Annotated in this window: 20 protein-coding genes; 14 read left to right on the forward strand and 6 right to left on the reverse strand. The window is 72.9% G+C overall.

All coding sequences use genetic code 11. The features are described 5' to 3' along the window. Positions 1-20: 20 nt before the first annotated feature. Positions 21-1,466: an MFS transporter gene (locus B086_RS0104760; protein WP_018565262.1), complete on the reverse strand. Its 1,446-nt coding sequence runs from the start codon at positions 1,464-1,466 to the stop codon at positions 21-23. A 306-nt stretch (positions 1,467-1,772) separates the two neighbouring features. Here B086_RS0104760 and B086_RS0104765 point away from each other — a divergent pair, with 306 nt between their 5' ends. Next, positions 1,773-2,282 (forward strand): MarR family winged helix-turn-helix transcriptional regulator, encoded by a 510-nt coding sequence (locus B086_RS0104765; protein ID WP_018565263.1) that lies wholly within the window; start codon positions 1,773-1,775, stop codon positions 2,280-2,282. Positions 2,283-2,488: 206 nt separating this feature from the next. On the opposite strand, the gene B086_RS39145 is transcribed toward B086_RS0104765, so the two are convergent. Continuing rightward, a complete protein-coding gene (locus B086_RS39145) occupies positions 2,489-2,797 on the reverse strand; it encodes a hypothetical protein (RefSeq protein WP_018565264.1) in 309 nt (102 codons plus the stop codon). A 327-nt stretch (positions 2,798-3,124) separates the two neighbouring features. On the opposite strand from B086_RS39145, the gene B086_RS0104775 reads away from it, so the two are divergent. The 4 genes from B086_RS0104775 (at position 3,125) to B086_RS0104790 (ending at position 6,752) form a co-directional block, all read left to right on the forward strand. Next, on the forward strand, positions 3,125-4,216 hold the full coding sequence (locus B086_RS0104775) for a hypothetical protein (RefSeq protein WP_026252105.1): 1,092 nt from the start codon (positions 3,125-3,127) through the stop codon (positions 4,214-4,216). A 114-nt stretch (positions 4,217-4,330) separates the two neighbouring features. Next, positions 4,331-4,855 (forward strand): hypothetical protein, encoded by a 525-nt coding sequence (locus B086_RS0104780; protein WP_018565265.1) that lies wholly within the window; start codon positions 4,331-4,333, stop codon positions 4,853-4,855. Positions 4,856-4,983: 128 nt separating this feature from the next. Continuing rightward, complete coding sequence (locus B086_RS0104785) at positions 4,984-6,090, forward strand: sensor histidine kinase (protein WP_018565266.1); 1,107 nt, start codon at positions 4,984-4,986, stop codon at positions 6,088-6,090. Further along, a complete protein-coding gene (locus B086_RS0104790; protein ID WP_026252107.1) occupies positions 6,087-6,752 on the forward strand; it encodes a response regulator transcription factor in 666 nt (221 codons plus the stop codon). The genes B086_RS0104785 and B086_RS0104790 overlap by 4 nt, the downstream gene beginning before the upstream one ends. Before the next feature lie 48 nt (positions 6,753-6,800). Here the strand turns inward: B086_RS0104790 and B086_RS0104795 are convergent, their stop codons facing one another. Continuing rightward, positions 6,801-7,703 carry an NADP-dependent oxidoreductase gene (locus tag B086_RS0104795; RefSeq protein ID WP_018565268.1) on the reverse strand — a complete coding sequence of 301 codons (903 nt, stop codon included), beginning with the start codon at positions 7,701-7,703 and terminating at the stop codon, positions 6,801-6,803. A gap of 114 nt (positions 7,704-7,817) precedes the next feature. Between B086_RS0104795 and B086_RS39150 the strand changes: the two genes are divergently transcribed. From B086_RS39150 to B086_RS0104820, 5 genes are all read left to right on the forward strand, one after another. Then, on the forward strand, positions 7,818-8,498 hold the full coding sequence (locus B086_RS39150) for a TetR/AcrR family transcriptional regulator (RefSeq protein WP_018565269.1): 681 nt from the start codon (positions 7,818-7,820) through the stop codon (positions 8,496-8,498). A gap of 99 nt (positions 8,499-8,597) precedes the next feature. Then, complete coding sequence (locus tag B086_RS0104805) at positions 8,598-9,902, forward strand: MFS transporter (RefSeq protein WP_018565270.1); 1,305 nt, start codon at positions 8,598-8,600, stop codon at positions 9,900-9,902. A gap of 172 nt (positions 9,903-10,074) precedes the next feature. After that, positions 10,075-10,665 carry a hypothetical protein gene (locus B086_RS0104810; RefSeq protein WP_234029245.1) on the forward strand — a complete coding sequence of 197 codons (591 nt, stop codon included), beginning with the start codon at positions 10,075-10,077 and terminating at the stop codon, positions 10,663-10,665. Between the two features lie 229 nt (positions 10,666-10,894). Continuing rightward, complete coding sequence (locus tag B086_RS0104815; RefSeq protein WP_026252108.1) at positions 10,895-12,706, forward strand: FG-GAP repeat domain-containing protein; 1,812 nt, start codon at positions 10,895-10,897, stop codon at positions 12,704-12,706. A gap of 89 nt (positions 12,707-12,795) precedes the next feature. Continuing rightward, positions 12,796-13,380 carry a hypothetical protein gene (locus B086_RS0104820; protein ID WP_018565272.1) on the forward strand — a complete coding sequence of 195 codons (585 nt, stop codon included), beginning with the start codon at positions 12,796-12,798 and terminating at the stop codon, positions 13,378-13,380. A gap of 89 nt (positions 13,381-13,469) precedes the next feature. Here the strand turns inward: B086_RS0104820 and B086_RS0104825 are convergent, their stop codons facing one another. Next, positions 13,470-14,684, reverse strand: a complete 1,215-nt coding sequence (locus B086_RS0104825; RefSeq protein ID WP_037872817.1) for a hypothetical protein — start codon at positions 14,682-14,684, stop codon at positions 13,470-13,472. Between the two features lie 238 nt (positions 14,685-14,922). After that, positions 14,923-15,618: an alpha/beta hydrolase gene (locus tag B086_RS0104835; RefSeq protein ID WP_018565275.1), complete on the reverse strand. Its 696-nt coding sequence runs from the start codon at positions 15,616-15,618 to the stop codon at positions 14,923-14,925. 274 nt (positions 15,619-15,892) lie between these two features. Here B086_RS0104835 and B086_RS0104840 point away from each other — a divergent pair, with 274 nt between their 5' ends. The 3 genes from B086_RS0104840 to B086_RS0104850 all read left to right on the forward strand — a co-directional run bounded on the left by B086_RS0104840 (position 15,893) and on the right by B086_RS0104850 (position 21,665). After that, the gene (locus B086_RS0104840; protein WP_018565276.1) at positions 15,893-18,064 is read left to right on the forward strand and encodes a discoidin domain-containing protein; all 2,172 of its coding nucleotides are present in this window, start codon (positions 15,893-15,895) and stop codon (positions 18,062-18,064) included. A 177-nt stretch (positions 18,065-18,241) separates the two neighbouring features. Then, complete coding sequence (locus B086_RS0104845; protein ID WP_234029247.1) at positions 18,242-20,422, forward strand: discoidin domain-containing protein; 2,181 nt, start codon at positions 18,242-18,244, stop codon at positions 20,420-20,422. Between the two features lie 145 nt (positions 20,423-20,567). Further along, positions 20,568-21,665, forward strand: coding sequence for a DUF1996 domain-containing protein (locus tag B086_RS0104850; RefSeq protein ID WP_026252110.1), 1,098 nt, complete (start codon positions 20,568-20,570; stop codon positions 21,663-21,665). Between the two features lie 37 nt (positions 21,666-21,702). Here the strand turns inward: B086_RS0104850 and B086_RS0104855 are convergent, their stop codons facing one another. Next, positions 21,703-22,743 (reverse strand): LacI family DNA-binding transcriptional regulator, encoded by a 1,041-nt coding sequence (locus tag B086_RS0104855; protein WP_018565279.1) that lies wholly within the window; start codon positions 22,741-22,743, stop codon positions 21,703-21,705. A 233-nt stretch (positions 22,744-22,976) separates the two neighbouring features. Here B086_RS0104855 and B086_RS0104860 point away from each other — a divergent pair, with 233 nt between their 5' ends. After that, positions 22,977-24,875, forward strand: coding sequence for an arabinofuranosidase catalytic domain-containing protein (locus B086_RS0104860; protein WP_051115762.1), 1,899 nt, complete (start codon positions 22,977-22,979; stop codon positions 24,873-24,875). Positions 24,876-24,923 lie beyond the last annotated feature (48 nt).

Below are 24,923 nucleotides of genomic sequence, written 5' to 3' on the forward strand. Positions count from 1 at the left end.
GTGCGGGGAGTTGCAGCGGGTCAGCGGGGAGCGCCGACGGCCGGGGCCGGGGCGGTGTCCTGCCCTGCGGCGGGGCGGTGGGCCCGGGGGATGAGGAGGGTGAGACCGATGCCGGCGACCGCGGCGAGCATCGCCACGACGTACGTCATGCGGAAGCCGTGCTCGGACGGCACGGAGACCGGGCCGACGCGCGTGGTCATGGCGGCGAGCATCGCGGCCATCACCGCGCTCGACGAGGACGTGCCGACCGAGCGCATCAGGGAGTTGAGGCCGTTGGCGGACGCGGTCTCGGTCACGGGGACGGCGCCCATGATCAGCGCCGGGCTGGCCGCGTAGGCGATGCCCACGCCCGCGCTGACGATCATCGACATGACGACGATCTGCCAGACCTCCGCCATGAGGCCGAGGCCGACGCCGTAGCCGAGACCGATCACGCACAGGCCGGTCAGCAGCGTCACACGGGCGCCGTGGCGGGCGGTGATCCGGGCCGAGAGCGGGGCGAAGGCCATCATGACCAGGCCGCTGGGCGCCAGCGCCAGACCGGCCGCGAGCACGGACTGGCCCAGGCCGTAGCCGGTGGCGGAGGGCGACTGGAGCAGTTGCGGCAGGACCAGCGACGTCGCGTACATGGCGAAGCCGACCATGAGGGAGGCCAGGTTGGTGAAGAGCACCGGGCGGCGGGCGGCGACCCGCAGATCGACCAGCGGCTGCGCCACGCGCAGCTCGTAGACGCCCCAGAGCAGCAGGACCGCCGCACCGCCGGCCAGCAGGCCGAGGACGGATCCGCTGGTCCAGCCCCAGGTGCCGCCCTTGGTGGCGGCCAGCAGCAGGCACACCAGACCGGTGGCGAGTCCGATCGCGCCCGGGACGTCGAAGCGGCCCGGGGACTGGTTCGGCGACTCCCTCAGCAGCAGCGCCACGAGTGCGAGGCAGAGCACCCCGAGTGCGGCCGCGACCCAGAACAGGACGTGCCAGTCGGCGTACTGGACGATGGCGGCCGACACCGGCAGGCCGACGGCGCCGCCGACCCCGAGGGCGGCGCTGACCAGGGCGATCGAGCCGCCGACCCGGTCGGCGGGCAGGATGTCCCGCAGGAAGCTGATGCCGACCGGTATGACGCCGGTGGCCAGGCCCTGGAGCGCCCGTCCCGTGACCACCGGGACCAGGCTGTCGGACACGGCGCACAGCACGGATCCGACGACGACCAGGACCAGGCTCGCGATGATGATCCTGCGTTTGCCGTACATGTCGCCGAGGCGCCCGGCGATCGGGGTGACCACGGCCGCGGCCAGGAGCGTGGCGGTGACCGCCCAGGAGGCGTCGGAGGCGCCGGTGTGCAGCAGCTCGGGCAGCCTCGGGATGATCGGCACGATGAAGGTCTGCATCAGCGAGATCACGACGCAGCTCAGGGTGATCACGGCGGTGACCGCGCCTGCCCCCGCGGAGCGGACGGTGGTGATGGGCACGAGGCACTTCCTTGGCTGAGAAGGGGCTCACGGACGGTGTGGGCAGCGGCGCGGAACGCCATCACCTGAGGGATGCGGTGGTTCCGGGGCCCGCGCGACGCCCGCGGCACACCAGGAGCCCGCCGGGCCTTGTGTATGTTACATACACACCATGGCCGGTGCAATGACCGCACGGACCACGGGCCACGGGCCACAGACCGCAGGCCACAGACCACGAGCCAAGGGCCGGGGAAGGGACTGCCGCGGCGGGTGGACACGGCAGGGGACACTGGTGGGGCGGAACCAGAGAAAGGGAACACGGCACACATGACGGAGCCGAACGAGCAGGAGCGCCGCCTGGGCGACCTGGAACGGGAACTGACCCTGTTGTCCCGGCATTTCATCGCCTCGCGTGGCCCACGCATCGGCCAGAGCCTCGACCGCTCGGCCTACGTTCTGCTCACACGACTGGAGACGGGCGAACCGCTCACGCTCAAGGAGCTGGCACACACCTTCCAGGCCGATGTGTCCACCATCAACCGGCAGATGAGCGCCATGCTGCGGCACGGCCTCGTCGAGCGCATCGAGGCCACGGCCAAGGGGGGCGCGCGCACGTTCCGCCCGACCCCGCTCGGCCTGGAGCGGCTGGCGGCGGACCGGGCGATCAGCCGGGCCGGGGCCGCCCGGCTGATCGAGGCGGCGGGCTGGAGCCCCGAGCGCACCCAGCAGTTCCTCACCCTGATGATCGAGTTCAACCACGGGATCGAGCAGCTCGAAGGGCTCGCGTGGGACCACGGGGGCGGGACGGGCGGCTCCTCGTCCCGTACGGCCGGGTAGCGCGGGAGCGGTCCGATGCGGCGGGCCCCCTCGTGGGCCGGGGCCAGGGCCAGGGCCGGAGCCGGAGCCAGGGCCGGGGCCGGAGCCGGGGCCGCGCCCCGCATCGGACCGTACGGGCGGTACGGACGCCCCGGACGGTACAGGCGGTACGGACGCCCCGGACGGTACGGGCGGGCGCGCCGGTACCGTCCGGGCGGCCGCTCAGCTCACTTGTCCGCCAGCTGCCCGGCGAACTGCGCCAGCTGGTCCTTGACCCAGGGGTCGTACACCGCGAGCCGGTGGGCGGCCGCCGGATCGAACAGGCGCAGCTGGTCCAGGATCCACCGGTCGATGTGGCGGTGCGGGGCCGACCGCTGGGCGGCCGCCGCGTGGGCGGTCGTCACCGGTGCCGGGCCGGGGCATCCGGCGGGCTGCGAGGTGGCCGCCGTCGCGGAGCCCGCGCCGGCCATGAAGGCGCCTGAGGCCGCCACGGCGGCGATACCTGTGGTCACGAGGCGTCGCATCGGCTTGTTCACGGTCGCTCCTCCAGTTTCACTCGGCGGCGGTTCGAAAGCGGAATGAACCGATCCGGTTGGTGTCTCTACCCGTCCCGGCGCGCGCTACACGGATCCGGCCCCCACGGGTCCGGGCAGCCCGGTGTCTCGGCAGCTCAGCGGCCCGGCGGGCGATGGCCGGGGCGAGGGCCCGCGGCCCGGCCGGCTGCCGGAAAGGGCACGCGACGATGGCCCCGGAGTCCCGGTGCGCGGCCTCCGCGTCCCTTGTCCCGCGTCCCGGACGGGCCCCGACAATGGGTCCCTCCCGGACACGGGCGTACGACACGAGACCGAGGAGTGTGCGAGCGGATGCAGGCGCGGGACCAGAGGACGAGCACTCCCGGGACCAGGCAGCCGCAGCCGCTGCCCAGGGCCGCGCGGGCGGAGGAAGCGGCCCGCGCCGCCGCGCGGGCGCCGGGCGGACTGTCCCCGGCGGACGTCACGTCGTTGCAGCGTTCGGCGGGCAACGGCGCGGTGACGCGCGCCCTCGACGAGCAGCGGCACACCCATGGGCCCTCCTGCGGCCACGGGGAGTCCGGCGGCCGTGCGGGGTCCGAAGGCCGTGCGGGCGGCAGCGGTCCGGCCGTCGTGCAGCGCCGCAAGCCGTCGCAGGACGCGCCCAGGGAGCACTTCGCGGCCAAGGCCCAGGACCATCCCGAATGGCCGGTGTTCCGCGGACTGATGACGGCGGGCGGCTTCCCGCCGGACGTGGTGGAGAGCGCCTGGCAACTGCTGCTCGGCGGAGTCGCCGAGCAGGAACGGCTGAACACCGGCTCCGCCGACCCGTCCCTCGACCCGGCCGAACGGCGCGCGTACCGGGCGTCGAACACCTGGTACCGCGAACTCGTCGACCTCGTCGGCGACCATCTGCGGATCACCACGCCCACCATGGCGCTGTGGTCAGGCGGCTTCGACGTCAGCGTCTACGCGCAGTCGAAGGGGCATACGTCCCTGGAGTTCACCCGGCTCGGGAAAGTGGTGGACCAACTGGAGCTGCACGCCGACTGGAAGCTCCAGGCGCCGCTGTGGAACGTGCTCTCCCGCGCGTTCGTCGAGCGCGCGACGGGACCCGTCCACGTGTTCCTGCGGGCCTACTCCCCCGACAGCGTCCTGATCGCCCAAGAGATCCCGCAACTGCGCGTCATCCAGAAGGTCAATCCCGCCGTCACCGTGCTGTGGCACCCGCTGTACACCACGGCGGACGGCAAGATCAGGGAGATCTCCGAGGATCTGCGGCTCACCGACGACGCCTCGTACCGCAGCCGCGACAAGTGTGTGGCCCTGATGTACCAGTACCTGCTCCGTTTCCACGACGAGAAGAACACCAAGGCGTCCGTGGCGCACAAGGAGATGCACGAACTCCTGGAGAAGAACGTCAATCCGAAGGCGGACGCGGAGTAGCGGGCCGGACCGTGCCGCTCCCCCCGGGTGGAGAGGGAGGAGCGGTCGATCTCCACCCTCCTTTCCACCCGTGGGTCCAGGTGCGGCGGGCCTGTTCGCAGCAGTCTTGAGGGCATGACGACAACAGAGTGGATCACCGACATCGCCCTCATCCTCATCGTCTTCCGGCAGTTGCGGGAGGGCCGGCTCGACCACAAGACCTTCCTGATCCCGCTCGGGATCGTGGCCTTCGTCGCCTACTCGTATCTGGACACCCTGCCCACCGGGGGCAACGACCTGGTGCTGATCGGGGCCCTGATGGGGGCGGGCGCCGTGCTCGGCATCGCCGGCGGCATCTACACCCGGATACGGACGGTCGGCGAGCACGCCCTGATCAAGGCCGGTGCGGTGTCGGCGATCCTGTGGGTGGTGGGCATGGGGGCCCGGATGGGGTTCCAGCTGTGGGTCGAGCACGGCGGCGGCGCCGACGACGTCGCCCGCTTCAGCCTCGCCCACCACATCACGAGCCAGGACGCCTGGGTCACGGCGTTCGTGCTGATGGCCGTCACCGAAGTGGTCACCCGGGTCGCCACGATCTTCCTGCGCAGCCGCGCCGTGACCGCGTCCCGTGCCGTGCCCGCCTACGAGCACAGTGCCTGATCATGCGGCCCGCGAGCATACAGTATGTTCGGCCCGTGACCGCAGCAGCGCAGGGCGCCCCGCCTCCCGGAACGGCAGCGGACCGGGAGGCGGGCCGCCCCCGCTCGCTCCCCGGCCAGGACCCGTACATGCAGTGGCTGCTGACCCTCGCGGTCGTCGTCAGCGGGATCCTGACCGTGCGGCCCGTGGGCCTCGACGGCCGGGGACCGGCCGTCGCCGTGCTCCTCGTGCTCAACTGCGCGGCCCTGCTGGCCCGGCACCTGCCGGAGCACATGGTCCCCCCGCGGTTCGCCCTCCTCTGGCTGGGATCCGGCGTCGTCGCGGCGGTCGCCCTGCTCGGTGTCAGCCGCACCGGCACCGGTTATCTCTTCGCCTTCTTCCTCTGCGGTCACATCGGCTACCGGCTGGAGACCAGGGCGGCCCTCACGCTCGCCGGGGCGTGCAGTCTGCTCTGCGGTGCCGTCCTGTTCCTCCGTCTCGGCCCGGGGTCCGCCCCGGTGCCCTGGGCCCTCGGGCTCGCCACCGGCGCGCCGGTGCTGATCGGCATCATCAACCGCGGTCAGAACCGGTCCGTGCGGGCGGTGATCGAGGCGGCGGAGTCGGCCGAGCGCGCCGCACGGGCCGAGGCCCGCACCGCCGTCCTGACCGAGCGCGGCCGGATCGCCCGGGACGTGCACGACGTCCTGGCGCACTCGCTGGCCGCGATCAACATGCAGCTGGAGCTGGTCGACGCGCTGATCGAGACCGGTGACCTGGAGAAGGTCAGACAGGCCAACGACACGGCGCACGGCCTGGTCAAGGAGAGCCTGAAGCAGGCTCAATGGACCGTGCACGCGCTGCGCGAGGACGCGCTGCCGCTGCGGAAGACGCTGAGCGCGATGGTCGAGTCGTCGGGCCACCGCGACGCGCTCACGGTCACCGGCACCGTCCGTACGGTGCCGGCCCGGGTGACGCAGAATCTGCTGCGGATCGCCCAGGAGGCGCTGACCAACGCCGCCCGGCACGCTCCCGGGGGCGAGGTCGAGGTGGAGTTGGCGTTCGCCGCCTCCTCCACCACACTGAGGATCCGCAACCGCCCCGCCACCCGTCCGGTGAACGTGGGGGCCGGTAGCGGGATGGGACTGATCGGAATGCGCGAACGCGTCGCCCTGCTGGGCGGGACCGTCACCGCCGGGCCGGTCACCGAGGGACCGCACCAGGGCGGCTGGCAGGTGGAGGCAGTGATCCCGGGATGAGTGAAATGACCGACGTGGAGCGGCGGTTGAGAGTGATCGTCGCCGACGACCAGGCCGCCGTGCGGGAGCCGCTCGCCGCGGTGCTCGGACTGTCCGAGGACATCGACGTCGTCGCGGTCGCCGCGAACGGCCGCGAGGTGCTGACGGCCGCCGCCGCCGGACCCGTGGACGTGGTGCTGATGGACCTGAGGATGCCCGAGATGGACGGCATCGAGGCGACCCGGCGGCTGGGCGAGGAGCATCCGGAGGTGGCGGTGGTCGTGCTGACCACCTTCGCCGACGACGACTCGATCCTGGGCGCGCTGGGCGCGGGAGCCCGTGGCTATCTGACGAAGAACGCGGGGCGCCTGGACATCACCCGGGCGATCCGGGCCGCCGCCGCAGGTCAGTCCGTGCTCGACCGCGAGGTCCAGGACCGGCTGGTCGCCACCGTCCGGGTCAAGGCACCGGCGCCGGGACCGGCCCTCCCCGAGGATCTCACCCCCCGCGAGCGCGAGGTGCTCGCGCTGATCGGCCGGGGCCTGCCCAACCGGGGCATCGCCGAGAAGCTCTTCATCAGCGAGGCCACGGTCAAGACCCACATCAACAACCTGTTCGCCAAAGCGGGGATACGCGACCGGGCGGACGCCGTACGGCGCGCTCTGGACGCGGGCCTGGCCTGACCGGGTCCGCCCGCGGCGCCCGGCGCCGGACGCCCCGTCGCGGGCGGGTCAGCCGACCACCAGGACGATCTTCCCGCGGGTGCGGCCGGTCTCGCCGGAGCGGTGGGCCTGGGCGACCTCGTCGAGCGGGAAGGTCCGTACGGCGGGGAGCGCGAAGCGGCCGGTCCCGATCAGCTCGCCGATCCCGGCGAGCGCGTGCAGGGCGCGGCCGTCGTCCCCCCGGCTGAAGGTCACTCCGTGCGTCCGGGCTCCGGCGAAGTCGGCGAGCGTGACGACGCGCCGCGGGTCACCGGTGAGCCCGATGAGGTCGGGCAGCACCCCGCTCCCGGCCACGTCGAGCGCCAGGTCGACCCCGTCGGGCGCGAGCGCGCGCACCCGCTCGGCGAGGCCCTCGCCGTAGGAGACGGGTTCGGCGCCCAGCGCACGCACCTGGTCGTGGTGGGCCGGACCGGCCGTGCCGATCACCCGGGCGCCGCGCGCCACCGCCAGTTGGACGGCCGCGGCGCCGACGCTTCCCGAGGCACCGTTCACGAGCAGCAGCCGCCCGGCGGTCACACCGAGCCGGTCGAGCCCGCGCGTGGCCGTCTCGACGGCGGCCGGGAGCGCGGCGGCACCGGCGAAGCCGACCGACCGCGGGATCGGTGCCCAGTGCGCCAGGACCGCCAGTTCGGCCTGGGCGCCCGCCTCCGCGCAGAAGCCGAACACCCGGTCGCCGACGGCCACGCCCGTCACGCCCTCGCCGATCTCGTCCACCACGCCCGCCGCCTCGTACCCCAGTAGCTGCGGCAGCCCCTCGTCCATCAGGCCCGCGCGCTTCTTCCAGTCGCTCGCGTTGACCCCGGCCGCGCGCACGGCGATGCGGATCCGGCCGGGGCCCGGACGCGGATCGGGGAGTTCCACGATCTCCAGGACCTCCGGACCGCCGAACCGACTGAAACGGACTGCCTTCATCATGTGCTCCGATCTGACCGGCGGACCGGCGTAAGCTGCTTCACGAACAGCGTACGTCACGAACACCATTCTTCACGAACAGTGTTCGTACCACCCAGCGAAAGGTCCGTCCCGATGCCTCCCACCGGCCGCCGCCGCTCGACCCGTGACCGCCCGGCGAAAGCGCCCCTCAGCGAGCGGGCGGTCGTCGACGCGGCTCTGGAGATCCTGAGGTCGCAGGGGCTGTCCGCCGTGTCGATGCGGCGGGTCGCGGCCGCCCTGGACACCGGTCCCGCCTCGCTCTACGTCTATGTCCCGCACCGCGAGGGCCTGCTCCGGGCCATGCAGGACCGCGTCTTCGCGCAGGTCGGACTGGAGACGGCCGTGGACGCCGCGCGCTGGCGTGTGCAGCTGCACGCGCTGCTGGACCGGATGCGCGACACGCTGGCCGCACACCCCGGGATCGCCCTGACGGCCATCGCCGAACCGCCCACGTCCGAGGCGGCCCTGCGTCTGCTGGAGAACCTGCTGGGCATCCTGCTCGCGGGCGGACTCGCCCCGCAGGACGCCGCGTGGGCCGCCGACACCCTCGCGACGCTGGTGAACCACGCCGCCATCGAGGCCGACGCCCGCGACGGCGGCCACCCGGACCGGGCCGCCGGCCTCCGGCGGCACTTCGCCGCCCAGTCGCCCGACCGGTTCCCCCTGGTCACCGCCCATGCCGCACAGCTCGTATCCGGCGATCCCGACGAGCGCTTCCATGTCGCCGTGGACGCCGTCGTCGACGGCATGCTCGCCAGAACGGCACGGCGCTGAACCGGCCGGAGAACCGGAAGCGCGCGGCGTGCGTGTTGTGTGGGTGATCAGTGGTGCGGTCCGGACGGTGGGACGGGAACGGGGAGCGGAGCCGGTGCGATGAGCGAAGTGGCGGAGGAAGCACGGGACTCCGGGACCGGGAGCGCCGGTCCGGGGCTGTGGCGGCAGCGGGACTTCCTGCTGCTGTGGAGCGGGCAGACGGTCAGTGAGACGGGGTCGGCGGTCACCCAGGTCGCCCTGCCCCTGCTCGCGGTCGTGGCGCTGCGGGCGAGCACGTTCGAGGTCGGGCTGCTGACCGCGGCCACCACGCTGGCGTTCGCGGTGATCGCGCTGCCCGCGGGCGCGCTGGTGGACGGCGCCGCCAAGCGCACCGTCATGCTCGTCTGCAATGTCCTGCGCCTGGTGATCATCGGCACGGTTCCGGTGGCGGCGGCGTTCGGTGTGCTGACGATGGCGCAGCTGTACGTGGTCGCGGTGGCGGCGGGTGTGTGCTCGGTATTCTTCGACGTCGCGTACCAGAGCTATGTGCCCTCACTCGTCCCCGCCGCACGGCTGATGGACGCCAACGGCAAGCTCGGGACCACACAGGCGTTCGCGCAGCTCGGCGGGCCGGGGCTGGGCGGCGGGCTGGTCGGGCTGGTCGGCGCGGCGGGGGCGATGACGGCCGACGCGCTCTCCTACGCGGTCTCGGCGGCGTCGCTCCTCGGGATCAGGACCCGGGAGGAGCCGCCGCCCGCGCGTCCGGCGGACGAGACACTGCGGCGCCGGATCGCCGAAGGGCTGAAGTTCGTCCTCGGGCACGGCATCCTGCGCAAGGTCGTGGCGTGCACGGGCACCGCGAACCTGTTCTCCGGGATGAGCACGGCGCTGGCGATGGTCTTCCTCGTCCGGGTGCTGCACGTGCGTCCCGCGCTGACCGGGCTGGTGCTGGCGGGCGCGGCCGTCGGCGGGGTCGCCGGCGGCGTGTTCGCCGGACGGCTCGCCGAGCGGATCGGCTCGGCGCGGATCATCTGGGTGTCGATGCTGGTGTTCAGCGCGCCCCAGGTGGTCGCGGCGGCCGCCTGGCGCGGCTGGGGCGTGGTGCTGTTCGCGGCGGGCTGGGCGGTCACGGGATTCTCCGCGATGGTGTACAACATCGCGCAGCTCAGCTACCGGCAGTCGGTGACACCGCCGGAGCTGATGGGCCGGATGAACGCGGCCGTCCGCTGGGTCGTGTGGGGCACGCTGCCGGTCGGCGGCGTCCTCGGCGGGCTGCTCGGCACGCTGATCGGGGTGCGCCCGGCGCTCTGGGTGGCGTTCGCCGGGTCCTGGGCGGCCGGGTGGTTCGTGTTCTTCTCCCCGCTCCGCCGCCTGCGCGACGTCCCGCGGCCCGAGCCCGTATCCGCTCCGGCGGCGACGGGCTGAGGACGGCAGGCCGCCGCGTACTCCGGCGCACCTCTCGCGGCACGGCACGCCTCGCGCGCCGCGCACGCCCGGTGCGGGCCGTACGAGTGGGGCCGCCGGGCGTCCACGGCACGGTGCCCGGGGACGCGGTGCCGTGCGGCGCATGCTGGGGCCCCACCCCGCAGGAGAGGCCGTGAGTGACTCCAGCCGCCGTACGACCATGACGTCGAGGCCGGCCTCCGCCGCGGGCGAGGCCCTTCCCGCGCCCGGGGTCATCGGCATCGGGCTCGCCGCGGTGCTGACGTTCGCGCTGGCCCAGGGCTCGTGGCAGTGGTTCGCCACTTTCATCGGGGTGACGCTCCTCGCCGTGGTGCACGCCTTCCAGGTCCGGGGGGAGTGGCGACCGGGGTTCCGTTCGGCGTATCTGCGCGGTCTGGTCGCGTACGCCCTGGTCGTCGGCCTGTGCGTGGCGGTCGCCCTGGCACCGCTGCTGCAACGGGCGGCCTGGCTGTTCCCGATGCCGGGCACCCGCGCCGAGTGCGCTCTGATGGGGCGGTACGGGGCCCTCCAGGCGAAGGCCGCGCTGGGAGGGCTGGCCGGAGGTGACGGCGCCGCCCTGGCGTACGCACAGGGTGTCCAAGCCCGCACGGCGGTCGCCGAGTGCCTGTCGGCCACGACGACCCTGTGGCTGCCGGTGTACGGGGTGGGGGCGGCGGTGCTGGTGGGCGCCGCCGCGTGGTTCCGCGACCGGACACGGGCCCGGCGGGCTCCTGCGGGCCGCTGAAGTCGCCGTCCCCCGCCGCCGGTTCGGCGTCGGCGACGTGCGCGGCCGACCGCTCGGGCCCGCCCGGACACAGACCCTGCTGCCATCCGTTCCGCCGCTTCCGCGATCGCCGCAGGCAGTCGTGCACACCACCCGGCACGCTCGTACAACCAAAGTGCGCGGTCGGTGGTCGGACTGCCCGGGACGCACGGGGCGGCGTCCCGTTCCGTGCACACAGGAGGAGCGTCTCTTGCTCTCGCCACACACCGGCCGGCGCCGTCTCGGCGCCGCCATCGCCACTGTTCTCGCCGCCACGCTCGCCGCGGGCGCGCTGACCGCCGCCCCGGCGGCAGCGGCGGACTCCCCGGCCGCGGCGGCGGGGGCGGGTTCCCTGCTCCCGATGGTGCCCGTCACCAGACTGGTGGCCGCAGGTCCGCAGGGCTTCATGACGTATCTCCCGCACAGCGATCCCCTGGGAAGACTCCGCTGGGTCCGGTACGAGGACGGAGCCACGCGCGACACGCTCTACGACGCGATCGAGGGGGTGGCCCACGCCACCGGGGACACGATCGTCACCGCCAGCGAGATAGAGGGGACCAAGGTGCTGGACGTCTCCACCGGCACCTCGTTCGGCCTGCGTCAGGTCGACGACGGCCTCGACAGCCTCTACGGGGGCTACGCGGGCGGGGCGCTCTTCGTCCGCGGGGCCACCAGGCTGTGGCTGGAGACGAAGGACGGGACGGACCGTGCCGTGCGGGGCATGCCGGAGAAGGCCTCGTACACCCTGGTGGTGCCGGGCGACGCCACACACGGCCTGGTCACCGTCACCACCGCGGAGAGCGGACGGCGTACCGGTGTCATCGACCTGACCGACGCCACCCTCACCTTCCCCTACCCGTCCCAGGCACGGCACCCGGTGGTGCTCGGGAACCGGCTGGCCTGGCTGGAGGACGACCCCGCGACCCGTACGCTCCGGGTCGTCGTCCGCGACCGGACCACCGGCACCGACACGGTCGTCCCGGTACCCGGGGTCGCGGCGGGCACGGACCTGGACATCGGCCTGCTCGGCGACTGGGTGACCTACGGCACGGCGGCCCTGCGCATCGGGACCGGCGAGAAGGTCGCGCTCCTCGACCGCGCCGACGACGTGTCCGCCGTCCCGGACGGCTCGGCACAGATCGTGGAGGGCCGCAGATCGGCCGACGGCGACGGCTTCTTCCGCGTCTCGATCGGCGCGGAGGGGCGGCCGGTCGTGCGACTGCTCGCGCACGCGGGCACCCCCACCTCGGCCCTGCACGACTTCGACTTCGACGGCCGTCCCGACCTGCTGGGCCGCGACGCCTCGGGCGTGCTGTGGCGGGACAGTGCCGAGGACGGACTCCAGCGGGCGCGGATCGGCGGCGGCTGGCAGATCTACGACAAGATCGAGGCCGTCGGCGACATCGCGGGGAGCGAGAGCCCGCGTTTCCTGCCCGAGCTGGTCGCCCGGGACAAGGACGGGGTCCTCTGGTTGTACTCGGGCCAGGAGAGCGGCAACTTCGACAAGCGCGTGCGGGTCGGGCCGGGCTGGCAGACGTACACCCATCTCAGCGGCGGCAGCGACCTCGACGGCGACGGCCGTCCCGATGTCGTCGCCGTCGACAAGTCCGGCCTGCTCTGGCTCTACCGCAGCACCGGTGAGCCGTCCCGCCCCTTCGAGGCCCGCAAGCGCGTCGGGCACGGCTGGGACATCTACAACCAGCTCACCGCCGTGGGCGACCTCGCCGGTGGTCCCGCGGGCGACCTCGTCGCCCGCGACAAGGACGGCGTCCTGTGGCTCTACCTCGGCAAGGGCGACGGCACCTACGCGCAGCGCACACGGATCGGCGGCGGCTGGCAGGTCTACTCCCAGCTCATGGGCGCCGGTGACGTCGACCACGACGGCCATGCCGACCTGTTCGCCCACCTTCCCGGCACGAAGACCGTCTACCTCTACTCCGGCACCGGCGACTGGCGGCGCCCCTTCGAGGCCCGCGCCGTCTCCGACGCCCACACGGGCAACGCGTACAACCACATGAGCTGAGCCGGACCCCGCCCCCGGGCCGGGGCCGGGCCCGGGGCCGGAGGGCAGGAGACGCGGTCGGCCGGCCGGTCGCAGAGAAGGGAGACTCGTTGACACCGCATTCCCTCGCGTTCTACCTGGACGTGATCGCCTCCGGAACAGTCCTCGGCGCCCGGCCGACGGACAGTCCCGACCAGGTCACGTCGATCCTGGGAACCGACTTCGCCGAGAACACCCACGGCGGCGGGAGCATGTGGCGCGACTACGGCATGGTCGAGTTCTTCTGGCAGCGGGAGTCACGCCATCACCCGTGGCAGGGCCACCACTTCACCGTGCAGGTGCATCGGCTCTCCTGGGGCGGCAGCGGCGTCAACCGCGTGATCCGTGAACGGTACGGGCGCTTCGGCCGCCATCTCCCCTTCGCCAAGCTGGAGCGGCTCTCGGCTGCGCGCGGTGTGCGCCTGGAGGACGTCCCGAACCCCAACGCGCCCACCCACACCCTGCATTGGCAGCCCGCCTCCCAGGTGTCCGTCCTGACACACCGGTCGCCGGTGCCGGGAAACCGCGGACGCGGCGGCGCGCGGCGCGGCGACGTCCACACCGTCTCGTCGTCGATGACTGCCGGACAGGTGGCTCTGTACAGGTCGCTCCATGGCGGCCGGGACGCGTGGCGCGGGCGGCCGGTCGGCTCGTAGGCGTCGGACGGGTCCGGGTGCGCGGGCGCTGCCGCGTCCACGCCCCGCGGGCGCCTCGGTGTCCACCGCACCGCTCGCCGGAACGGCGGCTACGCAGGCCCGGCGGCCGTCTCGCCGTGCGCCGCGTCCCGCCGCTGTTCGAGCGCGTAGCGGCGGGCCAGGGCATGGAAGGCTTCCTTCGGTTCCCAGTGCCAGTCGGAGGCGGGGTCGAACGGGTGGTCCTGGATGGTCCTGGTGATCGAGTAGCTCGCCATGTCCAGGTCGTGCAGCGGGTCGCCGGGGCGGTGCGGGGCATCGGGGGTCACGAACTCGAACGCCATCGCCGCGTGGAGGCCCACCGACGAGAAGACGTCGAGGAGTTGCATGAGGTACGCGGCCTGGGTGCGCTCGCTGCGGACCAGGTGGCCCTTGATCTCCTCGGGCTGCTTGCCGTGGTCGACCACGTCCCAGCCCATGCCGGCGGTCTCGGGCGCGCCGACGTAGGCGCAGGTGCCGAACTCGGTGACGGCCAGCGGTTTGCCCCACCGCTGGTATCGCCTCAACTCCCGGACGTAGGCGGCCCGGTCGGGGAAGCAGGAGTAGTAGTCGATGCCGACGATGTCGAAGAGCCGCCAGTCGACCTCGTCGTCCTGGGCCGCCGCATAGCTCAGCGGGCCGTGGAACACGGAACGGCCCACCGCCGCGGCCCGCTCGGTGAACCGGTCCAGACGACGCTGCATCGCGACGGGGTCCACCGTGCCCTCCTGGAGATTGCGGATCCGTTCGAAGACGTCGGCACCCGGCACGATGCCCGGCACGAACAGCCAGAACTCGCAGCCCACGCTCAGCTCCACGCTCGCACCCTGCCGACGCAGTCCCTCCGCGAACCGGCCGGTCTCGGCGAGGTGGTCGAGGATGTCCCGCTCGGGCACGTCACCGAGGACCGGCTGGAGCCAGATCCGCAGACCGCGTTCCGCGGCCTCGGCGGCCGTGGCCGTGAGACGTTCGACGCCGTCGCCGGTGACATCCACGGTGTCGGCGTGCAGCCGGTCGCGGATCGCCCGTATGTCCCTCCGCATCCGGGCCGTGCTGAACGCCGTGGCCGGTGTCCCGCCCTCGCCGACGGTGTAGACGACGCCGCGATGGCACAGACCGGGCCGCGCCTCGGTCGCCCGCGACGGCCCGGCCGCCTTCCGCGCCTCGGCCGCCCGTGCAGCACCCGCCGGGAGCACGGCCGCGGCCAGCCCCGCGCAGGCCGCTCCGGCGAGAAACCGGGCCCGCGTGAGCCCCAGGTCCCTGTGCGTACGATCCTCTGGCTTCTGCATACGGCCACCCTGCCCGCACCCACCGGACGACGCTGTCCGGCAACGGTCCATGGCAGGGGTCCGAAGGTCTACGGCCCGGCCTCCGACGGACCACTCCCCGGGGTCCACAGGTCTAGCCGCAGGTCTATGGGGCAGGGCCCTTCGGTCCACGGCGCGGGGCTGTCGGTCCAGCGCACGTACCGGATCTCCGCCGACGACGGGACCGGGAGGCCGGGCGAGCCGCTCGGCGAGAGACAGGTCAGGCCGTGCGGCTGAGTTCGAGCAGGTGCCGCACCGTGCCGACAGGATCCACCAGTTGGTGGAGGTGCTCGCCGGGGAGGTGGGCCACCCGCCAGCCGCGGGCTCGTGCCTCGGCGGCCTGCTCCTCGTACGGGGGGCCGAAGAGCAGGTAGGAGCAGGGGTGGTCGTCCCAGCCGTCGGGGACCGGGATGTGCTGCTCGTAGTAGGACAGGGGCAGGGTGGGCTGCTCCTCGACGACCGTCCGCCGTACGGCCGGGTCGGGGAACATGGGCGCGACGTCCGCCTCGTCCCACCAGTCGGTCCAGCGCGGCAGCCTGCCGTCCACCGCCAGCGGGCGCAGGAAATCGAGGAGTTCGGGTGGGGCGACGGGGGTCGCGCCGGTCCGGGCCGGCAGTGCGGCGTCGACGAGGACCGAGGCGGTCACGGGGTGGTCGAGACCTGAGCGGACGGCCGGGAGGAACAGTCCCGCGTTGCTGTGCACCACGAGCACGACGGGACTGTCGGCCGGTACCTCCCGCAGGTCGTCGCGGACGGCATCCGCCACACGGGGCCAGAAGGGCGGGGCACCGGCGCCGATGTGGAGCAGGGACGGCACTCGCACCCGGTGTCCGGCCGCTTCGAGGTGTCCGGCCACGGGCCGCCAGGTCGAAGGGCCCACGGAAGGGCTGTGCACGAGGACGAAGGTCGGCTGCATGCCTTGATCCTGACGCCTGCTCCGGATCCGCGCACGGATCTCGGCTGACAGCAGAACAGCCCGTGCGCGGGACGGTGATCCGGGGGTCCGCCACCCCGTCCACGACAGTTCACATTCTTAAGTCAAGGTGAAAGAAAAGCCCTTCCGCCTCCTTGACCGTGACATGACCACGCGGCACGCTTTCGGGAGAGCGCTCTCCCTCCCGGCGTTCTCCTTCTTGTTCTCCCCACTCCCCTCTCCAAGGAGACTGCCCGTGCCCGCAGTTCCCACGGTCGTGGCCCGCGCGCCACGACGACACTCCCCACCGGCGCGCGGTCCCGTCGCCGCGGCGCTGGTCGCCGCGCTCGTCGGCGCCCTGCTCGTGCTGCTCCCGGCCACCGCGGCGCAGGCCGCTCCCGTACTGCTCTCGCAGGGCAGGACGGTGACGGCGTCCAGTCAGGAGAACTACGGGACCCCGACCTCCGCCGCCGTCGACGGCGACCTCACCACCCGCTGGTCGAGCGCCGCCGCTGACCCGCAGTGGATCCAGGTCGACCTCGGCGCCCCGGCCGCCGTCAGCCAGGTGGTGCTGCGCTGGGAGACCGCCTACGCCAAGGCGTACCGCATAGAGCTGTCGAGTGACGGCACCCACTGGAGCACGGCGTACTCCACCTCCGCCGGGACCGGCGGCACCGAGACGGCCGCCGTCTCGGGCACGGCCCGCTATGTGCGCGTCTACGGCACGACCCGGGCGACGCAGTACGGCTACTCGCTGTGGGAGTTCCAGGTGTACGGCGACACCGGCGGCAGCGGTCCGACCCTGCCCGGGGGCGGTGACCTCGGCCCGAACGTGCACATCATCGACCCCTCGACCCCGGACATCCAGGGCCAGTTGGACACGGTGTTCAAGCAGCAGGAGTCGGCGCAGTTCGGCAGCGGGCGGCACGCGTTCCTCTTCAAGCCCGGCACCTACAACAACATCAACGCCCAACTCGGCTTCTACACGCAGATCGCCGGACTGGGCCTGCGCCCCGACGACACGACCTTCAACGGGGACGTGACCGTCGACGCGGGCTGGTTCAACGGCAACGCCACGCAGAACTTCTGGCGTTCGGCGGAGAACCTGGCGCTCAACCCGGTCAACGGCACCGACCGCTGGGCGGTCGCCCAGGCGTCCTCCTTCCGCCGCATGCACGTCAGGGGCGGCCTCAACCTGGCGCCCGCGGGCTACGGTTGGGCCAGTGGCGGCTACATCGCGGACAGCAAGGTGGACGGGACCGTCGGGCCGTACTCCCAGCAGCAGTGGTACACCCGGGACAGCAGTGTCGGCGGCTGGACGAACGGCGTCTGGAACATGACGTTCTCCGGTGTGGAGGGCGCCCCCGCGACCAGCTTCCCGAACCCGCCGTACACGACACTCGACACCACCCCGGTCTCCCGTGAGAAGCCGTTCCTGTACCTGGACGGCAACGAGATGAAGGTGTTCGCGCCCGCGCGCCGCACCAACGCGCGCGGCACCACCTGGTCGAACGGCACCCCGCAGGGCGAGTCGATCCCGCTGAGCAGGTTCTACGTGGTCAAGCCGGGCGCCACCGCGGCCACCCTCAACGCCGCGCTCGCCCAGGGCCTGAACCTGCTGTTCACGCCCGGTGTCTACCACGTCGACCAGACGATCCAGGTGAACCGGCCGGACACCATCGTGCTCGGTCTCGGCCTCGCCACCATCATCCCGGACAACGGGGTGACGGCGCTGAAGGTCGCCGACGTCGACGGCGTACGGCTGGCCGGTTTCCTCGTCGACGCCGGACCGGTCAACTCCCCCACGCTGCTGGAGATCGGTCCCTCGGGCGCCTCGGCGGACCACTCCGCGAACCCGACGACGCTCCAGGACGTCTACTTCCGCATCGGCGGCGCGGGTCCGGGCAAGGCGACCACCAGCCTGGTCGTCAACAGCGACGACACGGTCATCGACCACACCTGGGTGTGGCGCGCCGACCACGGCGACGGGGTGGGCTGGGAGACCAACCGGGCGGACTACGGGGTGCGCGTCGACGGCGACGACGTGCTGGCCACCGGCCTGTTCGTCGAGCACTTCAACAAGTACGACGTCGAGTGGCGCGGCGAGCGCGGCCGGACGATCTTCTTCCAGAACGAGAAGGCGTACGACGCGCCGAACCAGGCCGCCGTGCAGAACGGCTCCGTCAAGGGGTACGCCGCCTACAAGGTCGACGACTCGGTCGGCACGCACGAGGCGTGGGGCGTGGGCAGTTACTGCAACTACACGGCGGATCCGGGCATCCGGCAGGACCACGGGTTCGAGGCGCCCGTGAAGCCGGGGGTGCGGTTCCATGACGCGCTCGTGGTCTCCCTGGGCGGCAACGGCCAGTACGAGCACGTCATCAACAACACGGGGGCGGCGACCTCGGGCACCTCGACCGTGCCGTCCACCGTCGTCTCCTATCCCTGATCCTTCCCAACCTTCCCTCCCGTCCCTTCCTGATCCGCCGTGATCCGCGGTCCCGGGCCGTACCGCCTCCGGTACGGCCCCGGGCCGCCCCCTGACCCTCCGGGCCGGTCACGACCGCCCCGCCGTCCGGCCCGGAGGGGCCATGCCGTGCCGCGCACCGACCCGCCGGGAGCCTCCGTGTCCAGACCACGCCGCTTCGCGCACATCCCGCCGTCCCGCCGCGCCGCCGTCCCCCTGCTCGCCCTCGGCGCCCTGCTGGCGTCCTCGCTCACCGTCGCGCTCGCGCCGGACGCCCGCGCGGCGGACACCCTGCTGTCCCAGGGGCGGCCCGCCACCGCCTCCTCGCAGGAGGGCGACGGCTACGCCGCCTCCGCCGCGGTGGACGGCGACCTCACCGGCACCCGGTGGGCCAGCGCCTGGAGCGACCCGCAGTGGCTCCAGGTCGACCTGGGCCGCCGGTCCGACCTCAGCCGGGCCGTCCTGACCTGGGAGAACGCCTACGGTAAGGACTACGAGATCCAGGCGTCCGACGACGGCACCGACTGGCGCACGCTGAAGAAGGTGACCGGCGGCGACGGCGGCACCGACGACCTCGCCCTGACCGGGTCCGGCCGCTATGTGCGGATGCAGGGGCTGGCCCGCTCCGGCGGCTACGGGTACTCACTGTGGGAGTTCCAGGTCTACGGCTCGGCCGGGGGCACCGTGCCGCCGCCCGCCACCGGTGCCGTGAAGGTGGAGGGCACCCGGGGCGACTGGCGGCTGACCGTGGGCGGCCGGCCGTTCACCGTCAAGGGGGTCACCTGGGGCCCGTCGGCCGCCGATGCGCCCAAGTACCTCCCGGACGTGAGGGAGATGGGCGCCAACACCATCCGCACCTGGGGCACCGACGGCTCCAGCAAGGTGCTCCTGGACGCCGCGGCGGCCCAGGGCCTCCATGTGATCAACGGCTTCTGGCTCCAGCCGGGCGGTGGTCCGGGCTCGGGCGGCTGTGTCGACTACGTGACCGACGCGGCGTACAAGGACAACGCGCTCGCCGAGTTCGCCCGGTGGGTGGACGCCTACAAGAGCCACCCGGCGACACTGATGTGGAACGTCGGCAACGAATCCGTCCTCGGCCTCCAGAACTGCTACAGCGGCGACCGGCTGGAGGCGGAGCGGAACGCGTACACCGGCTTCGTCGACGAGGTCGCGAAGAAGATCCACAGCATCGACCCGGACCACCCGGTCACCTCCACCGACGCGTGGACGGGCGCCTGGCCGTACTACGAGCGCAACGCGCCGGACCTCGACCTGTACGCGGTGAACGCCTACAGCGGCGTCTGCAAGGTGCGCCAGGACTGGACCGACGGCGGTTACAGCAAGCCGTACATCGTCACCGAGACCGGTCCGGCCGGAGAGTGGGAGGTGCCGGACGACGCCAACGGCGTCCCGGACGAGCCGACCGACGTACAGAAGGCGGACGGCTACACCCGCGCCTGGAACTGTGTGACGGGCCATCAGGGCGTGGCCCTGGGCGCCACCTTGTTCCACTACGGCACCGAACACGACTTCGGCGGCGTCTGGTTCAACCTGGTGCCGGACGGGCTGCGGCGGCTGTCGTACTACGCGGTGAAGCAGGCGTACACCGGCTCGACGGCCGGGGACGACACTCCCCCGGTGATCAGCGGCATGACCGTCTCCCCGGCCTCCTCGGCACCGGCCGGCGGCGAGTTCACCGTGCACGCCGACGTCCGCGACCCGGACGGCGACCCGGTCACGTACCGGATCTTCCTCAGCGGCGCCTACGCGAACGGCGACAAGCGGCTCGTGGCGGCGAAGTGGCGCTCCACCGGGAACGGGACCTTCGCGGTGACCGCTCCGCAGGGGCTCGGAGTGTGGAAGGTCTATGTACAGGCCGAGGACGGGCACGGCAACGCGGGCATCGAGACCCGGTCCGTCAGGGTCGTCGCCCCGCCGGTGAGCGGCACCGACCTGGCGCTGGACCGGCCGGTGACCGCCTCCTCCTTCCAGCCGTCCTACGGCGACTGCCCCTGCACGCCGGACCTGGCCGTGGACGGCCGCGCCGACACCCGCTGGGCCAGCGACTGGAGCGATCCGCAGTGGTTCCAGGTCGATCTGGGCGCGTCCCGGTCCTTCCGCACCCTCCAGTTCGTCTGGGACCCCGCCTACGCCCGCTCCTACGAGGTACGGGTCTCCGACGACGGCACCGCCTGGCGGACGGTGTACTCCACCACCGCCGGTGACGGCGACGTCGACACCCTCGACGTGCCGGCCACCGCCCGCTACGTGCGCCTGGAACTGACGGCACGCGGCACGGACTGGGGCTACTCCCTGCACGAACTGGGGATCTACGGCTGACGGCCCGGACCGTACCGCCGCACCACAGCCCCCTCGCCACCGCACACACGGGACACACGGGACACACCGACGCACCGAACGCACCACCCGCGCGGCACATGTGTGGGCGCGGGCCCTCTTCCCACCTCACGGGCAGGAGACTTCCATGAGATCGAGCCCGAAACGGCTTCCCGCGCTCCTTGTGGGGACCGCCCTCGTCGCCAGTGCCCTCGGGGCCGCCACCCTCGCCCACGCGGGCACCGGGGACGGCACGGACGGCCGCGGTGCGCCCGTCGTGGCGGCCGCCGCGCACAGCGGGCACACGACGGCCGTCTCGACCCGGGCGTCCGCCGACGACCCGGACGGCGACGGCTACATCCCGGCCGTGCCGCAGGTCACCGGGGTCACGCCGTCCTCGGCAGACCCGCCGCACCGCTACTTCCACGAGTTCCAGGCCAACTGCTCGGTCACGCACACCGCTCCGGACGACCCGATCGTCTTCCCGGGCCAGCCGGGCAAGTCCCACGACCACACGTTCATGGGCAACACCTCGACCGACGCGTACAGCACCACCGCCTCCCTGGACGGCGGCGCCACCACCTGCAAGGCGCCCGGTGACGCCTCGGGCTACTGGATGCCCTCGCTGTTCAAGGGCGACCAGAAGATCCTGCCGGTCGGACCGCAGACGATCTACTACAAGTCCGGGGTCACCGACTACACCAGTGTGCGTCCCTTCCCCAAGGGGCTGCGGTTCCTGGTGGGCGATCCGATGCAGAGCGCCGCCGACTTCCGCGGGCACCCCGGCTTCGTGGAGGGATGGGAGTGCGGTGACAGCTACTTCAACACCGACTTCCCCGCGAGCTGCCCGGACCGGGCCGACGTACAGCTCAACATCCGTTTCCAGGCGCCCAGTTGCTGGGACGGAAAGTATCTCGACACCCCGGACCACAAGAGCCACCTGGCCTATCCGGTAGTGAAGCCCGGCACCAACGACAACGTCTGCCCCGCCGATCACCCGGTGGCCGTGCCGATGATCGAGTTCAAGATGGCGTTCCCGGTCAACGGCGACATGAGCCAGGTGCGCCTGGCCAGTGGCCGCGGGTACTCCTTCCACTACGACTTCTTCAACGCCTGGGACGACGCCACGCTGCGGGCGCTGGTCACCCACTGCGTCGTGGGCGGCCTCCAGTGCGACGCCCGCGGCTACGACCAGACGCATCCGGAGGCGGGCGCGGCCCTCGGGGAGGACTACCGGCTGCCCTGACCGCCGCCGGGGCGCGCTCCCCGCAACGGGCCGGTGTTCAGGCGGACTCGCGCACGACCAGTTCGGGCGCGAGGACGACGGACACCGGCTCGGCGCGCTCCCCGCGCACCCGCTCGTCCAGCAGCCGGGCCATCTCGGCGGCCATCCGCTCGACGGGCTGGCGGACCGTGGTCAGCGGCGGGACGCAGGACAGGGCGATCGCGGAGTCGTCGAAGCCGATCACCGCGATGTCCTGGGGCACGCGCACGCCGCGCCCGGCGAGCAGCCGGCAGGCGCCCTGGGCCATGAGGTCGTTGGCCGCGAACACCCCGTCCGTCCCGGGGTGCCGGTCGAGCAGCCGGGCCGTCGCCGCGAAGCCGCTGTCGAGGGTGAAGCCGCCTTCGACGACGGGGACGCGCGGGTGTCCGGCGCGGGCCAGCGTCTCGCGGAACCCGGCGAGGCGCTCCCGGCTCGCCGGGACGTCGAGCGGCCCGGCCACGGTGGCGGGCCGGCGGCAGCCGCGCGCCAGGAGGTGCTGCGCGGCGAGCCGTCCGCCGTGCCGGTGGTCCAGGTCCACATGGCTGAGCGCGACCGGGCGCGCCGGGCGGGCGAACAGCACGGCGGGCAGGCCCGCTTCGGCCAGCAGCGCGGGCAGCGGGTCGTCGGGGTGGGTGGAGACGACGAGTGCGCCGTCCGCGCGGCCCTGGCGGAGGTAGGTGAGCACTTCCTGCCGGTCCTCGGCCGTCTCGGCGAACATCAGCACCGGGTGCATCGAGCGGGGGCGCAGAAAGCCGACGGCTCCCGCCACCACCCGTCCGAAGAAGGGATCGGTGAAGACCCGGGCGGCGAAGCCCTCCTGGGTGTCCTGCGGGGAGTCGCCCGCGCCGGAGACGACGAGCGCCACGGTCTCCGCCCGGCGGGTCACCAGGGCGCGGGCGGCCCGGTTGGGGGCGTAGCCGGTGCGCTCCACGGCCCGGTGCACCAGCTCCTGGATCGCGGGGTCCACGTTGCGGACGCCGTTGACGACCCGGGAGACCGTCGCCCGTGACACACCCGCCTCCCGGGCGACATCCTCCAAGGTCGGGGGCTGATTGCTCATGTCCGCACCTTAACGGCCCGGCGGCACCGGGCCCGAGGGAAGCCGCCCCGGCCCAACAGGAGGCAACAGAGCCGGACAGTTGAGCGCGGATCAAGGCGCGGAGAAGCAACAAATATTGACGCAATCGACCAGTGCGCGTACCTTCCCGCCAAGGCGGCGAGCGACGTGAACTCGGCCGCCGTCCGGGCAGGTTGAGCTCCATCCCCCCTCTCCCCACCCCACGGGAGCACACCATGCGCAGAGCACGTTCCCCTCATGTGCACGACGTTCCGCGCCCCACCGCGGGACCGGCGGCGGCCCTCCGCCCGCCGAGGCATCTGCTGTCCGCCCTGGCGGCCCTGGCCCTCGTCCTCGGTGCCCTGATCGGACTGCCCGCCGTGTCGCAGGCGGCCGGGTCGCTGCCGTGCGACATCTACGGCGCCGCGGGCACCCCGTGCGTCGCCGCGCACAGCACGACGCGCGCCCTGCTGTCGTCCTACGCGGGCCCGCTCTACCAGGTCACGCGGGCCTCGGACGGGGCCAGGACCGACGTGGGCCCGCTGGCGCCCGGCGGCTACGCCGACGCCTCCCGGCAGGACACGTTCTGCCGGAACACCACGTGTCGCATCACCAAGGTCTACGACCAGACCGCGCGGCACAACGACCTCACGCCCGGTCCGGCCGGGACCGCCGGCATGGGCGCCGACCGCGGGGCCGACGCCGGGGAGATCGCGGTGACGGCCGGCGGGCACAAGGTGTACGGCATCTGGATCTCCCCGGGCGTCGGCTACCGCTACACCGGGGTGGCCTCCGGGGTGGCGGTCGACGGCCGCCCCGAGGGCGCCTACATGGTGGCCAGCGGCACGCACGTCGGCTCCGACTGCTGCTTCGACTACGGCAACGCGGAGCGCACCCCGGCCGACACCGGCAACGGCCACATGGACGCCGTGTCGATCGCGACCACCTGCTACTTCGCGCCGTGCACCGGTTCGGGACCGTGGGTCGAGGCCGACCTGGAGAACGGCATGTTCCAGGGCGGCGACGGCTCCAACACGGCCAACCGCGGCAACAGCAGCGCCTTCGTCACCGCCGTGCTGAAGAACGACGGGCAGACCAAGTACGCGCTGAAGGGCGGCGATTCGCGGTCCGGGCCGCTGACCACGTGGTGGGACGGCGGACTGCCCACCCGCGGCGGCTACCGGCCCATGCAGCAGGAGGGCGGCATCATCCTGGGCACCGGCGGCGACAACAGCAACTGGAACCGGGGCACCTTCTTCGAGGGCGTCATGGTCGCCGGCTATCCCACCGACGCCGCCGAGAACGCCGTCCAGGCGAACATCGTCTCCGTCGGCTACAACGGCGCGACGGACGTGCCCAACGGCCCGCAGGGCACGATCACCGGGCCGGGCGGCACGTGCGTGGACGTCACCGCGGACGACACCGGAGGCAACGGCGCCGCCGTGGACCTGTGGGACTGCCAGCGGTGGGCCGAGGACCAGCACTGGCAGCACAACGCGGACGGTTCGCTGAGCACGATCGGCCGCTGCCTGGACATCGAGGGCAACGGCACGGCCGACGGCGCCAAGGTCGAGCTGTGGGACTGCAACGGCGTCGGCGGCCAGAAGTGGCAGCAGCGCGCGGACGGTTCGCTGTTCAACCCGCAGTCGGGCCGCTGCCTCGACTCGCCCAGCGGCGCGACCGCCAACGGCACCCGGTTGCAGATCTGGGACTGCAACGGCGCCCCCGCCCAGAAGTTCTCCGTCGACGGCGGCGCCCCGGTCGCCTCCCCCGGCGGCAAGTGCCTCGACGTGGCGTCGGACGACAGCGGCGGCAACGGCGCGGCCGTCCAGCTGTGGGACTGCCAGTCCTACGCCGTCGACCAGCACTGGTACCACGACGCGGGCGGCTCGCTGCGCACCCTCGGCCGCTGCCTGGACATCAACGGCAACGGCACGGCGAACGGCACCGAGGTCGAACTGTGGGACTGCAACGGCGTCGGCGGCCAGAACTGGCAGCAGCGCACGGACGGTTCGCTCTTCAACCCCCAGTCCGGCCGCTGCCTCGACACCCCGAACGGCACCACCGCCAACGGCACGCGCCTGCGCATCTGGGACTGCAACGGCTCCGCCGCGCAGCGGTTCACGACCGGCTGAGACGCTCCCCGTGCGGCGCGACGGGCCGATGTCTCCGCCGCGCCGCCA

This window comes from Streptomyces sp. PsTaAH-124 (assembly GCF_000373685.1).
Taxonomy (GTDB): domain Bacteria; phylum Actinomycetota; class Actinomycetes; order Streptomycetales; family Streptomycetaceae; genus Streptomyces; species Streptomyces andamanensis.

Bases quoted from the DNA above. Each gene is read 5' to 3' on its own strand.
- B086_RS39150 (WP_018565269.1), top strand. From the start codon at position 7,818: ATGCCTCCCACCGGCCGCCGCCGCTCGACCCGTGACCGCCCGGCGAAA.
- B086_RS0104765 (WP_018565263.1), top strand. From the start codon at position 1,773: ATGACGGAGCCGAACGAGCAGGAGCGCCGCCTGGGCGACCTGGAACGG.
- B086_RS0104850 (WP_026252110.1), top strand. From the start codon at position 20,568: ATGAGATCGAGCCCGAAACGGCTTCCCGCGCTCCTTGTGGGGACCGCC.
- B086_RS0104855 (WP_018565279.1), bottom strand. From the start codon at position 22,743: ATGAGCAATCAGCCCCCGACCTTGGAGGATGTCGCCCGGGAGGCGGGT.
- B086_RS0104785 (WP_018565266.1), top strand. From the start codon at position 4,984: ATGCAGTGGCTGCTGACCCTCGCGGTCGTCGTCAGCGGGATCCTGACC.
- B086_RS0104835 (WP_018565275.1), bottom strand. From the start codon at position 15,618: ATGCAGCCGACCTTCGTCCTCGTGCACAGCCCTTCCGTGGGCCCTTCG.
- B086_RS0104860 (WP_051115762.1), top strand. From the start codon at position 22,977: ATGCGCAGAGCACGTTCCCCTCATGTGCACGACGTTCCGCGCCCCACC.
- B086_RS0104805 (WP_018565270.1), top strand. From the start codon at position 8,598: ATGAGCGAAGTGGCGGAGGAAGCACGGGACTCCGGGACCGGGAGCGCC.
- B086_RS0104825 (WP_037872817.1), bottom strand. From the start codon at position 14,684: ATGCAGAAGCCAGAGGATCGTACGCACAGGGACCTGGGGCTCACGCGG.
- B086_RS0104790 (WP_026252107.1), top strand. From the start codon at position 6,087: ATGAGTGAAATGACCGACGTGGAGCGGCGGTTGAGAGTGATCGTCGCC.
- B086_RS0104780 (WP_018565265.1), top strand. From the start codon at position 4,331: ATGACGACAACAGAGTGGATCACCGACATCGCCCTCATCCTCATCGTC.
- B086_RS0104795 (WP_018565268.1), bottom strand. From the start codon at position 7,703: ATGAAGGCAGTCCGTTTCAGTCGGTTCGGCGGTCCGGAGGTCCTGGAG.
- B086_RS0104775 (WP_026252105.1), top strand. From the start codon at position 3,125: ATGCAGGCGCGGGACCAGAGGACGAGCACTCCCGGGACCAGGCAGCCG.